Source organism: Planotetraspora sp. A-T 1434 (genome assembly GCF_025420585.1).
GTDB lineage: Bacteria > Actinomycetota > Actinomycetes > Streptosporangiales > Streptosporangiaceae > JAOEGB01.
In genome coordinates this window covers 1-14,676 of sequence record NZ_JAOEGB010000015.1, presented here as the reverse complement: position 1 = coordinate 14,676, position 14,676 = coordinate 1, and the positions used below count along the sequence as shown (strand labels likewise).

The 14,676-nt window shown below is 71.6% G+C and carries 12 protein-coding genes; 9 read left to right on the top strand and 3 right to left on the bottom strand.

Annotation, left to right across the window (positions count from 1 at the left end; genetic code table 11):
• The first annotated feature begins 1 nt into the window (after nt 1).
• The 8 genes from N5079_RS20165 to N5079_RS20130 all read left to right on the top strand — a co-directional run bounded on the left by N5079_RS20165 (nt 2) and on the right by N5079_RS20130 (nt 9,640).
• Entirely contained in the window at nt 2–1,018 is a 1,017-nt protein-coding gene (locus N5079_RS20165; protein WP_261585493.1) for an ABC transporter permease, read from the top strand.
• A complete protein-coding gene (locus N5079_RS20160) occupies nt 1,015–1,905 on the top strand; it encodes an ABC transporter permease (protein WP_261585492.1) in 891 nt (296 codons plus the stop codon). Before N5079_RS20165 ends, N5079_RS20160 begins: the two co-directional genes overlap by 4 nt.
• Nucleotides 1,902–2,702 carry an ABC transporter ATP-binding protein gene (locus N5079_RS20155; RefSeq protein WP_261585491.1) on the top strand — a complete coding sequence of 267 codons (801 nt, stop codon included), beginning with the start codon at nt 1,902–1,904 and terminating at the stop codon, nt 2,700–2,702. The genes N5079_RS20160 and N5079_RS20155 overlap by 4 nt, the downstream gene beginning before the upstream one ends.
• A complete protein-coding gene (locus N5079_RS20150; protein ID WP_261585490.1) occupies nt 2,699–3,802 on the top strand; it encodes an ABC transporter ATP-binding protein in 1,104 nt (367 codons plus the stop codon). The genes N5079_RS20155 and N5079_RS20150 overlap by 4 nt, the downstream gene beginning before the upstream one ends.
• 76 nt (nt 3,803–3,878) lie before the next feature.
• Complete coding sequence (locus N5079_RS20145; RefSeq protein WP_261585489.1) at nt 3,879–5,381, top strand: helix-turn-helix domain-containing protein; 1,503 nt, start codon at nt 3,879–3,881, stop codon at nt 5,379–5,381.
• A gap of 43 nt (nt 5,382–5,424) precedes the next feature.
• Nucleotides 5,425–7,464, top strand: coding sequence for a hydantoinase/oxoprolinase family protein (locus N5079_RS20140; RefSeq protein ID WP_261585488.1), 2,040 nt, complete (start codon nt 5,425–5,427; stop codon nt 7,462–7,464).
• Nucleotides 7,461–9,173, top strand: a complete 1,713-nt coding sequence (locus N5079_RS20135) for a hydantoinase B/oxoprolinase family protein (protein ID WP_261585487.1) — start codon at nt 7,461–7,463, stop codon at nt 9,171–9,173. Before N5079_RS20140 ends, N5079_RS20135 begins: the two co-directional genes overlap by 4 nt.
• A 68-nt stretch (nt 9,174–9,241) precedes the next feature.
• Entirely contained in the window at nt 9,242–9,640 is a 399-nt protein-coding gene (locus N5079_RS20130; protein ID WP_261585486.1) for a PPOX class F420-dependent oxidoreductase, read from the top strand.
• A 107-nt stretch (nt 9,641–9,747) separates the two neighbouring features.
• Here the strand turns inward: N5079_RS20130 and N5079_RS20125 are convergent, their stop codons facing one another.
• Nucleotides 9,748–10,119 carry a DUF742 domain-containing protein gene (locus tag N5079_RS20125; RefSeq protein WP_261585485.1) on the bottom strand — a complete coding sequence of 124 codons (372 nt, stop codon included), beginning with the start codon at nt 10,117–10,119 and terminating at the stop codon, nt 9,748–9,750.
• Nucleotides 10,116–12,161, bottom strand: coding sequence for a nitrate- and nitrite sensing domain-containing protein (locus N5079_RS20120; protein WP_261585484.1), 2,046 nt, complete (start codon nt 12,159–12,161; stop codon nt 10,116–10,118). The genes N5079_RS20125 and N5079_RS20120 overlap by 4 nt, the downstream gene beginning before the upstream one ends.
• 181 nt (nt 12,162–12,342) lie before the next feature.
• On the opposite strand from N5079_RS20120, the gene N5079_RS20115 reads away from it, so the two are divergent.
• Nucleotides 12,343–13,959: an ABC transporter substrate-binding protein gene (locus N5079_RS20115; protein ID WP_261585483.1), complete on the top strand. Its 1,617-nt coding sequence runs from the start codon at nt 12,343–12,345 to the stop codon at nt 13,957–13,959.
• Nucleotides 13,960–13,974: 15 nt separating this feature from the next.
• On the opposite strand, the gene N5079_RS20110 is transcribed toward N5079_RS20115, so the two are convergent.
• Complete coding sequence (locus tag N5079_RS20110; protein WP_261585482.1) at nt 13,975–14,373, bottom strand: hypothetical protein; 399 nt, start codon at nt 14,371–14,373, stop codon at nt 13,975–13,977.
• Nucleotides 14,374–14,676 lie beyond the last annotated feature (303 nt).

Here is a 14,676-nt window from a genome sequence, read left to right as displayed (position 1 = left end):
CATGTCGCGGTACCTGATCCGCCGGCTCGGCCAGGCTCTCCTGGTCGTGGCCGGCGTGGTCACCCTCACGTTCGTCATCATGCGGCTGGTCCCCGGGGACCCCGCCGTGGCCTACGCGGGGCCCAGGGCGTCTCCGGCGGAGCTCGCCGCGGCGCGCCGGCAGTTCGGGCTGGACGACCCGGTGCCGGTGCAGCTCTGGAACTACGTCCGCGACCTGCTCGGGGGCGACTGGGGCGTGAGCCTGCACACCCGGCGGCCGGTCAAGGACGACCTCTTCCAGGCGTTCCCCGCCTCGCTGGAGCTGGTCGGCGCCGCGCTCGTCATCGCGGTCGTCGCCGGGATCCCGCTGGGGGTCGCCGCCGCCCGCTACAAGGGGAAATTTCCGGATCTGTCGATCCGGCTCTCCTCCATGCTGGCGGTCTCCGTGCCGGTGTTCTGGCTGGCCCTGGCGCTGCAGACGATCTTCGCCAGCGCGCTCGGCTGGTTCCCTGTCGCGGGGGAGTACGACACGGGCCTCGACAGGACCAGCCCCCTGCACGTCTACACCAACATCACGGCCGTGGACGCTCTCTTCACCGGCAACTGGCCGATCCTGGGGAGCACCCTCTCGCACCTGGTCCTGCCCGCCCTGGTGATCGCGGCGTACCCGGCGGGCGTGGTCGCCCAGATGACCCGGGCCGCCCTCATCGAGGAGTCCGCCCGCGACCACGCCCGGCTGGAGCGGGCGCTGGGCTTCGGCGAGACCGCCGTGCTGACCCGGTTCGCCCTGCGCCCGGCGCTCAACCCGGTCCTGTCGCTCATCGCGCTCGTCTTCGCGTACTCCATCGTGAACGGCTTCCTCGTGGAGGCGGTGTTCAACTGGCCGGGCCTCGGCCGCTACGCCGCCGACTCCATCCGCTCCCTGGACACCCCCGCGATCGCCGGGGTCACGCTGCTCGTCGCGGTGCTCTACGTCCTCGCCAACCTCGCCGTGGACCTGCTCCAGGGCGTGATCGACCCGAGAGTGAGGACACGTTGACCGCCCCCGGCCCGTCGGGCGCGCCCGTCGCCCCGCTCCCGCTCCGCCGTACGGCACTGAGTCGTCTCGTGGGTGGCCTGGCGGGGGTGGACCGGCTCGCGCTGGCGGGCGCTGTGCTGCTGGGGCTGATCGTGCTCGCCGCGCTGCTCGCCCCGTGGATCGCCCCCTATCCGGACGACGGCGGCTCGGCCACCCATCCACTGGAGGCGCTGCTTCCGCCGAGCGGCGCGCACTGGTTCGGCACCGACCAGGTCGGGCGCGACGTGCTCAGCCGGGTCCTGTACGGCGCGCGGACCTCGCTCGTGATCGCCGTGGCGGTGCTGGCATTGTCCGGGATCGTCGGCGTGGTGCTCGGGGTCGTCGCGGGATACGCGGGCGGCTGGGAGCGCGATGTGATCATGCGGGTCACCGATGTCTTCCTGGCGTTTCCCGCGCTGCTCCTCTCGCTGGCGCTGGCCGTGGTGCTGCAGCCGAGCGTGACCACTGTGATCGTGGCCATCGCGGTCACCTGGTGGCCGTGGTACGCCAGGCTCACCGCGTCGGTCGCCGCCTCGGTCTCGACCCGGGGGTTCGTCGACTCCGCCTGCTGCCTGGGAGTGCCCGCCCCGCTGATCGTGTTCCGGCACGTGTTGCCCAACTCGCTGACCCCGGTTCTGGTGCAGCTCTCGCTGGACGGCGGCGGGGTCATCCTCACCGCGGCGGCGCTGTCCTATCTGGGCCTGGGAGCCCACGAGCCGACGGCCGAGTGGGGGCTCATGGTGCAGCAGGGCCAGTCGCTCTTCACGACGGACTGGTGGGTCGTGACCTTCCCCGGCCTGGCGATCCTCGTCACGGCGTTCGCGTTCAACGTGCTCGGCGAGGGACTGAGGGCGAGGCTGGCCAGATGAGTGGCACGATGATCAGGATCAGGGACCTCGCCGTCCGGATGGGCGACCGCGTGATCGCGTCCGTTCCGGAGCTCGACGTCGTCGCCGGGGAGTGCGTCGCGATCGTCGGCGAGAGCGGGTCGGGCAAGACGACGACGCTGCTCGCGACCCTCGGCCTCATCGAGGGCGCCGACATCTCCGGAAATATCGCTATTGATGGCGTGGACGTGCTCTCGGCCCCGCTCGCGGAGCTGCGGCGGATCCGCGGCTCCCGGGTCGCCCTCGTCATGCAGAGCCCCCAGGCCGCGCTCAACCCCACCATGCGGCTCGGCACACTGATGCGCCGCGCGCTCGCCCGCCACGGTGTCAAGGGCGCGGAGGCGCGGAGCCGGGCGGCCGACGCGGTCACGGCCGTGCTGCTGGAACCCGCCATCCTGCGGCGCTACCCGCACCAGGTGTCCGGCGGCCAGGCGCAGCGGTTCGCCATCGCGCTGGCCATCGCTCTCGGGGCCGAGGTCGTCCTGGCCGACGAGCCCACCAGCGCGCTCGACGTGACCGTGCAGGCGGAGGTGGTCGCGGTGCTGCGGCGCCTGCGGGACGAGCGCGGCCTGGCCGTGCTGCTCGTCTCCCACGACCTCGCCCTCGTGTCCACGATCGCCGATCGAGTTGTGGTGATGAAGGACGGCGCCGTGGTGGAGAGCGGCCCCGCCGCCGACGTCTTCGCCCGGCCGGGCGACGCCTACACCCGAGAACTGATCGCCGCCGTCCCCCAACTCCCCGACCGCCTCGCGGCGGAGCCAGCGGAGGACAAGAAATGACCGAGCGACCTGGCGACGACCTGTCCAGCCCGCTGGTGCCCTCAGACCCCACAGCCCGCGCCACCACTGCGCCGGGTCCCGCCGCATCGGATCCCACGGCGGCGGACGAGACTGTGCCTGGCACCGCCGCCGTGGACGCCGCTGTGCCTCGCGGCGCCATGCTGCGGGCCGACGGGGTGACGCTCGCGTACGGCTCGACAGTGGTGGTCCACGACGTCGCCCTGGCCGTCGGCGACGGCGGGGTCGGCCTGATCGGGGAGAGCGGCTCGGGAAAGACCACGCTGGCCCGCGCTCTCCTCGGGCTCCTGCGCCCGCACTCAGGCACGATCCGGTACGGCTCCCGCGACCTGGGCTCCCTTGACCGGAAGGGACGCGCGGAGTTCCGGCGGGCCGTACAACCGGTCTTCCAGGACGGCAGCGAGGCGCTCGATCCCCGCATGACCGTGGAGGCCTCGATCAGCGAGGCGCTCACCACGCACCACCGGATGGACCGAGCCGCCCGGCGGGCACGGGTCACCAGCCTCCTCGAGGACGTGGGCCTCGATCCGGCCGTCGCCGTGCGCAAACCGCACCAGATGTCCGGCGGTCAGCGGCAGCGCGTCGCCATCGCGAGGGCCCTGGCCGTCGAGCCCCGCCTCCTGGTCCTCGACGAGCCGACCAGCGCGCTCGACGTCACGGTTCAGGCGAGGATCCTCGACCTGCTGGAGAGGCTGGCCGCCGAGCACGGGCTCGGCTACCTCCTGATCACGCACAACCTCGGGGTCGTGGACCGGCTCTGCGACACCTCCCATGTGCTGTTCGCGGGCCGCGTCGTCGAGTCGGGCTCCACGCGGGACCTGCTGACGCGCCCGGCTCACCCCTACACGCTGGCTCTGCGCGACGCCGTACCGCGCCTCGGGGGGAAACCGCCGCGCCCGTCCGGGCGGACGGAGGCCGCGCCCGCCGCGTCGGGCTGCCCGTTCCGGCTCCGCTGCCCGCTCGCCACGGACGTCTGCCGGGACCAGCCGCCCGCCGCCCGTGAGGTGGAGGGGCGTAGGGTTGCGTGTCATCGCGCGGAGGAGGTGCTGGCCGGTGTCCCCAACCGGCCGGTCTCCCGCTGACTCCAGCTGTGGACCCACCGGCTGCGCGCCTTGCCGAACGGCCCGCTGAGCGACAGGTGAGACCCCTATGCGCCATGTGAGTGATTTGCTCCGGACGCCCGCGGGCCGCCGTCTCACCCTTGTCGCGGGTCCTTGGGACGCCCGGCCAGTGGAGGGCGTGGTCCTGGTGGACGAGATGCGCGAGCTGGAGTCGGCCCCACCGGGAGCTCTGGCGATCCTGTCCCGCCACGCCATCCAGGCGTCGAGTGTGCTCGACGCGCTGCGGATCGCCGGACGCGGGCGCGCGGCGGCGATCGTGCTCCCCGGCCCGTCCGGCACCTCACCGGACGTCGTCGGGCTCGCCCGTCAGGTAGGGGTGGCCCTGCTCGCCGGGGCATCGGACCACTCGCTGTCGGACACCGTCCTGGGGCTCAGCGCCGCGCTGCGAGCCGATCCCAGCCTGCTGCTCCGCCGTACCCGCGAGGCGATCGAGGGGCTGGGCGCGATCGAGGGGGCGGGGGAGGAGGACATCCTGCGGGCTGCCTCCCGGTCCATAGGCGTGGAGTACGGCGTGGCCGAGGTGGCGGAGCCGGCCGTCAACTCGGCCGTGATCCGCGTCGACGGGCGGCCCGACGGTTTCGTGTGCTGGGACGGCGAGGACCCCGCCGCGGCCATCGTCGCCGGGGTGGTGGCCACCACTCTTGGCAGAGTGCGGGCGGCGGCCCGCGCCGCCGAGCGGGCGCGCGAGCGGGCCTTGCTGGTCCTGTTGCGGGCCGGGGCCAAGGACCTGGCAGGGGCGGCCCGCCGGGCGCGGCACGAAGGCGTCCCGGTGGACGGCTGGCACATCGCCGTCTTCCTCCGCGACCCCGCTGCGTGCGACGCCGGTGTCCGTGACCCCGGCTTACCTCACGAGGCAGCCGCCGGCGGCAGAAGCGGCGCGGCCGTCGAATCCGGCGGCCAGGATGGTTCCGTGGGGCCGAGCGAGGCTATTTCGCGGCAGGTGCGGCGCATGGTCGCGGGCCTGCCGGGGTCCGGCGACCTGGCCGGGCCTCCGGTCGTCACGCGCTGGCAGGACGGCATCCTCGTCGTCGTCACGACGGACGAGCGGGTCGGGTCCTGGCCCTTCTCCGGCCAGTGGGGCGCCCTGGGAGCCGGGGTGGGGACCTGTCAGGTGGGGGCGGAGGGGCTGCGCCGTACGGCGTCGCAGGCGCGGGCGGCGGCGGGCCGGGCGGGCGCCGGCGAGATGGTGCGGTTCGACCGGCTGGGGGTCAACGCGATCCTCGCCGAGCTGAGTGGCAGCGACAGCGCCTTGATGGCCGCCCGCGACATGCTGGCCCCGCTCGACGGGCTGGGCGCGCTGGCGGTGCATGCCGTGCCGACCCTCAAGGCGTATTTGGACAGCTGGGGCTCGCGGACCCGGGCGGCCGAGCTGCTCAGCCTGCACCCCAACGCGGTCGCCCATCGGATCCGGCGCATCGCCGACGCGCTCGGCGCGGACCTGTCCGATCCGCAGACCCGGTTCGCCCTTCAGCTCGCCTGCCATGTCGTCCTCGATCGGGAATGTCTCCCGGGCACAACAGGGGCCGCCGCGTCGTTGTGAGGCCACATCGACGGCACTCTGGCCCCGCTTTACCTTGCCAGGCATGACAACGGTCATCGGAGTCGACGTGGGCGGGACCTTCACCGACCTCGTCCTCCACGACGCCGCGACGGGTGAGATCAGGGTCGCCAAGCAGCCCACCACTCCGGCCGCGCCGGAGCTGGGGGTCCTCGCCGCGGTGGACGCGGCGGTCCCCGCGGAGCTGCTGGCCCGCTGCGACCACTTCGTCCACGGCACCACCGTGGGGCTGAACGCGCTGCTCGAACGCCCCCTCAGCCGGGAAAAAGGAGGCGCCGCCGTCGGGCTGATCACCACGGCGGGCTTCCGCGACGTCCTGGAGATCCGGCGCGGCGACCGCGACGACCCCTACGACCTGTTCTGGACCCCGCCGCCGCCGCTCGTCCCGAGACGGCTGCGCGCCGAGGTGGCCGAGCGGGTGGCCGCCGACGGCTCGGTGGTGCGGGAGCTCGACCCCGAGACCGTACGGCAGGCGGCCCGGCTGTTCGCCGCCGAGGGAGTCGACGCCGTCGCGATCGTGCTGGTCAACTCGTACGCCAACCCGGCCCACGAGGCGCTGGCGGCCGGCCTGCTCCGTGAGGCGGGGTTCGACGGCCCGATCTCGCTGTCACATGAGGTGTCGGGGGAGTACCGGGAGTACGAGCGCACCTGCACCACGGTCGTGGACGCCTTCGTCCGCCACCGCATGGGCCCCTACCTGCACAATCTCAACCGTGAGCTGCGCGCCCGCGGCTTCGGGGGCGGCCTGCTGGTGACCCGGTCCGGAGGCGGCGCGCTGACCCTCTCCGAAGCGGCGGCCCGGCCGTTCGAGACGATCCTGTCGGGGCCCGTGGCCGGGGCGGTCGCCACCGCGCGGCTCTCGGCGACCCTCGGACTGCGTACGGCTGTCGCCGCCGACGTCGGCGGGACGAGCTTCGACACGGCGCTCATCGAGGACGGCAGGCTGCCCCTGCTGTTCCAGGGAGAGGTCGTCGGCCTTCCGCTGCAGAGCCCGTGGGTCGACGTGCGGTCGGTCGGCGCGGGCGGCGGCTCGATCGCGTACGCCGACTCCGGTGGCCTGCTCCGCGTCGGGCCGCGCAGCGCGGGCGCGGACCCCGGCCCGGTGAGCTACCGGCGCGGCGGCGCCGAGGCCACGGTCACCGACGCCGCGCTGCACCTCGGCATGATCCCCGCGGGCCACATCTCGGGCGGGATCTCGCTCTCCCCCGGGAAGGCGGCCGAGGCGCTCGCGCCGCTGGCCGGGCCGACGGGGATCGACGGCACCGACGCCGTCGCCGAGGGTGTCATCAGGATCGCCGCCGCCCACATGGCCCAGGCGGTGCGGGGAGTCACCGTCGAGCGGGGCGTGGACCCGCGCGGCACGGCCATCGTCGCCTTCGGCGGCGCGGGGCCGCTGTTCGGCTGCCTGCTGGCCGACGAGCTCGACGTCGACACCGTGGTGATCCCGCCCAACGCCGGCAATTTCTCGGCCGTGGGGCTCGTACAGGCCGACATCGTGCGCTCGGCCGCCCGGACGCTGGTCCGCGCCCTCGACGAGGAGGCCCTGCCGGTGATCGAGCGTCTGGCGGCCTCACTGTTCGAGCGCCTGGCGGGCTCGGACGCGCCTCCGGGGGCGGGAGCCGTACGGGAGGTCGATCTGGACCTGCGCCATCGCGGGCAGGAGCACACGCTGACGATCCCGCTGCGGCTCGGAGACGACGACGTGGCCGCCGTCGGGGCCCGCTTCTCCGGCGCCTACCACCGGACGTTCGGCCACGAGTTACCCGACCCGCTGGAAGTGGTCACGGTCCGGGCGACGAGCAGGGTGGTGCTCGACGACGAGCACCCTCTGGTGCCCGCGCCCCCCGCGGGCGCGACCCCGCTGGGCACGACGAGGCTCTGGTCGTTCCGCGAGCGTGCCCATGCCGACGCCCCGGTGGTGCCGCGGGAAGGGCTCGCGGGCCCGATGGAGGGCCCGCTGCTCGTGATCGAGCCGACCGCGACGACCTACGTGGACGCGGGCTTCGCCGTGGAGGCGCACCCGAGCGGGTGCCTGATCATCACACGGAAGGACGGCGACCGATGACGAGGATCGTCCGGACCCGCTACGCGGAGGTCAATCCTGGGCTCGCCGACGGGGCCGATCCGGTGACCACGGAGATCATCCGGCAGGGCCTCAACGCCGCCGCCGACCAGATGAAGCAGTCGCTGATCCGCACGGCGTTCTCGCCGATCATCTATGAGGCGCTCGACTTCGCGGTGGCGTTCTACGACGCCGACCTGTGCATGCTGGCGCAGGCGCCGACGCTGCCGGCGTTCATGGGCACGCTCGGCTTCTGCGTCCGGGAGGCCGTGGAGGGCGTGGGCGGCCAGGGGGCGCTCTCCCCGGGCGACGTGATCCTCTACAACGACCCGTACGGCACCGGCTCGCACCCCCAGGACGCCGCGATGGTCGTGCCGGTCTTCTACGACGACCTGCTCGCCGGGTATTCGGTGATCAAGGCCCACTGGCTGGACATCGGCGGCAAGGACCCCTACTGCACGGACACGGTCGACGTCTTCCAGGAGGGCACGATCTTCCCCGGCGTCAAGCTCTACGACGCCGGGCGCCTGGTGAGCGACATCTACCGGATGATCCTGGCGAACAGCCGGATGCCGGAGATGGTCATCGGCGACATCAACGCCATGGTCGCCGGGGCGCGGACGGGGGCCGAGGCGCTCACCGCGCTGATCCGCAGATACGGCCCGGAGATGTTCCGCCGGTCCGTCGCCCGGATGTACGCCCACGGCGAGGCGCTCGTCCGGAGCTGGTTCGAACGGCTGCCGGACGGCGTCTACACGGCCGATAGCGTGATCGACTCCGACGGGGTGAACGGCCTGCCGATTCCCTTCGGCGTCGAGGTGCGGGTCGGCGGGTCGTCGGTCACCGTCGACCTCACGAACTGCCCCGACCAGGTCGGCGGCCCGGTCAACTGTCCTCTCCCATCGACCGTGGCGGCCGTCCGGATCGCCGTCGCCTTCCTCGCGGGAGCGGGTGAGCAGCCCAACGAGGGCCACTTCCGGCCGCTCGAACTGGTCACGCGGGAGGGCTCCCTCTTCCATCCCGTACGGCCGGCCCCCTGCTTCATGTACGGGATCCCGTCCGACCACGCCATCGAGCTGATCATCCGCGCGCTGGCGGAAGCCGTGCCCGACTCGGTCCCCGCGGCGAGCGGCGGCGACATCAACGCCCTGGTGTGGTGGGGGAACCGGGAGGAGACCGGCGAGCCCTGGGCCGACGGCGCGCCCCACCCCGTCGGGCAGGGGGCGTCCAGGTCCGCGGACGGCGCGAGCGCGCTGATGTACATCTCGGAGTCGGCCACCCGGTTCACCCCCGCCGAGGTGTGGGAGTCGCGCAATCCCTGGCGGATCGAGCGGATGGCCCTCGCGGAGGACTCCGGCGGCCCCGGACGGCACCGCGGCGGCCTCGGCCTGGACCTGTCCTTCCGCGTGCTGGAGGACCAGTACCTCACGGCCGGGCTCGCCCGGACCGCCCTCGACCCGTGGGGCATGTCGGGCGGCCTCCCCGGGCGGCCGAACCGGCTCACGGTGGAGTATCCCGACGGCCACGCCGAGGACTTCTCGCTGAAGACGCGGATCTTCCTGCCCAAGGGCTCGGTCGTGCACCTGCGCACCGGATCGGGAGGTGGATACGGCCCGCCGTCCGAGCGGGACGCGGAAGCCGTACGGGCGGATCTGCGGGAGGGCTACATCACGCCGGAGCACGCCAGGAGGCACTACCCCCACGCGTTCTGACGCGAAACGGGATGCGGTTAGATCAGGTTGACGATGTTCACTGCCCCCCGAGATCTTGGGAGAACACGATGAGCAAGCTCACCGACGCCGCGAAGGAACTGCTCAGCCAGCCGCTCCTCGCCTGGGCCACGACTGTCCGCGCCGATGGATCGCTGCACAACACGGTTGTATGGGTCGACGTCGACGGAGACGACGTCGTCTTCAACACCGCCGTCGGGCGGGCGAAGGAGCGGCAGCTCCGCAACGACCCCCGGGTGTCGATCAGCGTTCTGGACCCGAAGAACATCTACCACTTCGTCAGCGTCTCCGGAACGGCGACCCTGGAGCTGGAAGGCGCGGACGGCGTGATCGACGGCCTGGCCAAGAAGTATCTGGGCGTCGACTCCTACCCCTTCCGGCAGGAGGGAGAGCAGCGGATCACCGTCCGGATCACTCCCGAGAAGGTCATCTACAACCCGGGCGGCTGACGCCCCCCTGAGTGCCGGGGTTGATCGCGCACCGGCCGGCGTACCACCGGCCAGGCGAGATCAACCCCCCATCAAACCCCCGTATCAACCCACGCGGCGCGACGGCGTCAGAGCGCGCGCAGGCCGCTGATCACCTCGGTGAGGATGGTCGCGTTGGGCAGTTGCGCCACGTTGGCCGGCGGCCGCACCTGCACCAGCCCCTGCTCGTGGAGATCCCCCACGAGCACCCGCACGACGCCGAGCGGAAGGTCGATCGCCGCGGCGATGTCCGCCAGGGGAGTCGCCCGGGCGCAGAGGCTGAGGATCATCCACTGCTCCGGCCCGAGGCTGACCGGAGTCGGCCCTCCCGTGGCCATCACGATCGCCACCAGGTCGATCGCCTTGCTGGACGGCCGGACCCGCCCCTTCGTCAGGGCGTAGGCGGGGACGACCGGACCGGCCTCCTCGTCCAGCCACTGGTCGTGGATCCGATCGGTCATGCCTCCTCCTCACCCGGCTGCTTGTTGTCCTTGTTAATTCGGATGTCGGACCCGATATCCGTCCGGATGTCCGACCGGCTCAGTGAGGCGAGGATGATGTCCTCCGGCGTGACCTCCTCGTCCGCCAGGCGGACGAGATCCGGGTCCTTGGGGCCCACGACGAGGGCGGATGGGATCAGCACGATTGCGGTGGTTCCTCCGTAGGGCGAGGGCCGCAGCGTCACCCGGATATCCCGGCGGGCGGCCAGCCGGGCGACGACGAACAGTCCCATGCAGTCGGTGTCGGCCAGGTCGAACTCGGGAGGGCTGGCCAGGCGCTCGTTGAGCTCCGCGAGCCGCTCCGGGGTCATGCCCAGCCCTCGGTCCTCGATCTCGACGACGAAGCCGTTCCCCACGATCTCGCCCCTGACCGACACGGTCGTGTGCGGCGGGGAGTAGATCGTCGCGTTCTCGATCAGCTCCGCGATCAGGTGGATCACGTCGGCCACGGCGGCGCCGTCGAGGCTGTTGTCCGCCATGGGGAACACGGTCACCCGCTTGTAGTCCTCCACCTCGGCCGCGGCGCCCCGTACGACGTCGTACAGGGCGACCGGCTTGCGCCAGACCCGGCCCGGCGCCGCTCCGGAGAGGATGATCAGGCCTTCGGCGTGGCGGCGCATGCGGGTCGTCAGGTGGTCGAGACGGAAGAGGTCCTCGAGGGTGTCCGGCTCGGTCGTACGGCGCTGCATGCCGTCGAGCTGGGTGCGCTGCCGGTGGAGGAGCGTCTGGCTCCGCCTCGCCAGGTTGAGGAAGACCTGGCTGACGCCTCGCTGGAGGCGTGCCTGGCCGATCGCGGCCTCGACGGCGGTCTGCTGCACGGTCGAGAAGGCCCGGCCGACGTCCTGGATCTCGGTGGTTCCGCCGGCCGTCTGGATCGCGGGCGCCTCGGTGGCGAGGTCGACGTCGTCGCCCTTCTTGAGCTTCTCCAGCACGCGCGGCAGCCGTACGTTGGCGAGGTCGAGCGCGGCGTGGCGCAGACCCGCCAGCTCGCGGGCGAGGCGGGAGCCGACACGGAGCGAGATGAGGATCGAGACGATGACCACGAGCAGACCGGCGCCGCCCGCGAGGACGGCCCGCCTGAGGATCGCGTCGGCGATCGGCGCCGCCCGCTCGGCGAGCCGTGACCCCGCGTCCGTCTGGGCCGTCTGGAACGACTCGGCGATGTCGTCGGAGGTGGCCTGCCAGACCCGCTGAGTCCTGGCGGAGAGCGGGGCGCCGGAGATGATCTTCTCTTCCTGCAGCCGGAGCCGCTGGTAGAGCGGAGTGGTGATCAGGTTGACGTGCATCTGCCGCAGGCCCGTGTCCAGCTCGGGAAGGGCCTGGTCGATGAGGAAGCGGCGGTTGCCGACGAGCTGGGTGAAGAGCTTGCGCTCCTCTTCCGTCATCGTGCCGGACGCCGCGGCGCCCGCCTCGATCGCCTGCTCCCGGGTCAGCAGCTCCTTGGCGTACCCGAGGGAGATCACCACGCGGGACTGCTGGTAGATCGGGATGTCGTCGATCAGCGCCAGGCTGTAGTGCATCCGGTAGATGGCGTCGGAGATCAGGTTGTAGGTCTCGATCGCCCGCAGCCGGTTGGAGAGGCCCTCGTCGATCTCCGCCCGGATCTCGTCGAGGTGGTTGAGCCCGGCGAGCATCTCGTCCACCTGAGCGCGCATGGCGGGCGTGGTGGCGGCGCGGGAGGGCTCGGAGAGGGCCAGCTTCCGGACGGAGTCGCGGGCGGCGTTGGTCCGCAGCCGCTGCACCCCCATCTCGGAACGGCCCTCGTGGGCGGCGGACCCCAGGTACTGCGCGGAGGCCAGGCGCTCGCTCTGGAGCTCGACGATGAGCAGGTCGGCGGGCTGGCGCAGGGTGGACCAGAGGGTGTTGTACGTGCGCAGGCGGAGGCTGTCGCCGATGGTCACACCGGCGGTGACCGCCCAGAGGCCGATCAGCGAGAAGAGCGGCACGAGCAGTAGGCCGATGAGCCTGAACCTGATCGGCCGATCGCGCCTACGAGGACTCATCGCACCTCGTCCCGTTGAGGGTGGCGAGCTTCCGAAAGCTCTTGTGAGACAGGGAGAGAGGTTAGCAGTGGTGTGTGCCAAATGAGAGTTCTGAGATGAGATATCAGGAAATATCGTTCGTTTCCTGATCTTGCAGTAGCTTGATCATGGTAGTTCACGGTGGAAAGGACCCCGCAGCCGCATGCGCCGTTTCCTCACCTTGGGAGTCCTGAGAGTCATCGGAGCCGTGGCCGTGCTGGCCCTCGCAGGCTGTGGCGGCGGCGCCGTCCGCGACACCACCGTGGAGAGCTCCCCGAGCTCCATCAAGGACGCCACGTTCGTCTATCTCTCGAACCTCGACGTCGTCACCGACTGGGACCCCGCGACGTCGTACTCGAACGAGATCATCGCGATGCAGAACATCTACGACTCGCTCACCGTCTACAACCCCGTGACCAAGAGGGCGAGCGCGCGCCTCGCGGCCCGGTGGCAGACGTCGGCCGACGGCAAGACCTGGACGTTCACGCTTCGCGACGGCGTACGGTTCCACACCGGCAGGCCGGTGGACGCCGCCGCCGTCAAGGCGTCCATCGAGCGCACGAAGCGGCTGTCCGCGGGAGCGGCCTACATCTGGGACTGCGTGCGGCAGATCACGGTCAAGGATCCGCTCACCGTGGAGTTCACACTGAGGTATCCGGCGCCGCTCGACCTCATCGCCTCCGCCGACTACGCCGGCTACGTCTACGACACCGCGGCCGCCGGCTCGGGCGACCTCACCAAGTGGTTCCAGCAGGGCAGGGACGCCGGCTCAGGGCCGTACACGGTGGCGAACTGGAGGAAGGGCTCCCGCGACGAGCTCACGCTCAAGGCATTCGACGGCTACTGGGGCGGCTGGGACGGCGCGCACTACAAGAACGTCGAGTTCCGGGTCACGCCCAACCTCACCACGGCCTGGCAGCTCCTGCTGCGGGGTGAGGCCAGCTTCGTCGAGCGGCTCAACCCGTCGCTGTTCCACAAGGCGAGGACGACCGCCGGGGTCCGGACGCTCCAGGTCCCCTCGTTCCAGAACATGCTCGTGCTCTTCAACTCCGCCTCGGGCCCGCTCAAGGACGTACGGCTCAGGCAGGCCGTGCAGAAGGCGATCGACTACGACGGCGTCGTGGCGGCGCTCAAGGGGTCGGGCACCAAGGCCAACGGCCTGGTCCCCGAAGGACTCCTCGGGCACACCCCCGAGGTCGCCCCGCACCAGGACCTCGCCGGAGCCGCCGAGCTGCTCAGACAGGCGGGGTACGGCCCGGGCGGCAAGAAGCTCGAACTCACGCTGACCTACGCCCAGGGCGACGACGACGAGCGGCTCCTGGTCACCCTGCTGACCTCCGCGCTGAGCCGGCTCAACGTCGAGGTGCACGCATGGGCGATGCAGTGGAACGCCCAGTGGGACCAGGGCAAGGCCAAGGACCCGGCCAAGCGCCAGGACATCTTCGTCATGTACTGGTGGCCCGACTACGCCGACGCGTACTCCTGGTTCCTCAACGTCTTCCACAGCGCCGATCCGGTGTCCTTCAACCTCACCTACCTGAAGGACAGGGACCTCGACGGCCAGATCGACAGGCTGCCGTCACTCGTCGCGACCAACCGCGCCGCCGCGCAGAAGACGTATGCCGATCTCCAGTCGACCCTCATCGACAAGCAGGCCGTCGTGGCCGTGCCGTGGGTGTCCAACTACCAGCGTGCCTACCTCGGCAACGTCCAGGGGTACACCGACAACCCGGCCTACCCCAATGTGGTCTTCGTGCACGACCTCATCCCCGCGGGATGAGGTCCAGGACGGCTCTCAGCCTCTGAGGGTACGGCTGACGCCTCCGCAGCGGCGGGCACGGCTGCCGGGCGTGGAACGACGGGGCGCCTGCTCCTCCATGTAGGCGAGCAGGGCCTGTGCGGTCCGGGCGTCCGAGAGGATGCGCTGGACCTGTTCCCCCTCCGGCAGCTGCCCGTGCTTGGCCAGCTCGTGCACCAGGAAGGTCAGAGGCTCGGCGTCTCCGGCGGTGTCCGCGGCCACGGTCGCGCGGGCCGCCGTGAGGAGCCCCAGGTAGTAGGAGCGCAGAGTCGCCTCGCGGATGCGGACCTGCTCCAGGTCGTCGAGCAGCTCCTGCGCGATCTGAAACAGGTCGCCCGCGTGCCCGGCCTCGGCCGCGATGTGTGCGCGGATGTCGTCGAACTCCGACCGCGTCATGATGGCCACCTCCACCGGCGAGAGTCCGGGCGGCCGGGTTGGCGCCGAGCGGGGACTCTCACACCTTGTTCGTAACGCGGGGCGATTGCGGACGACTGTACGTTCGGTTGCGCGGGGCGACCGGCCACCTCTGGAGTCGCCGCCGCGACGGGAATATCCCCGGTCGCGGACGTGTTGACCACCATGTCCGATCCTTCCCCGATCCTCCGCGCGTCGCCGGCGTGATCGCCGTAGCGCTACTTAGATGCTTGAGAGTCGGATCTGGTTGACCTGCCCGGTCGGACGTTTGCCGGGGACCTGGCT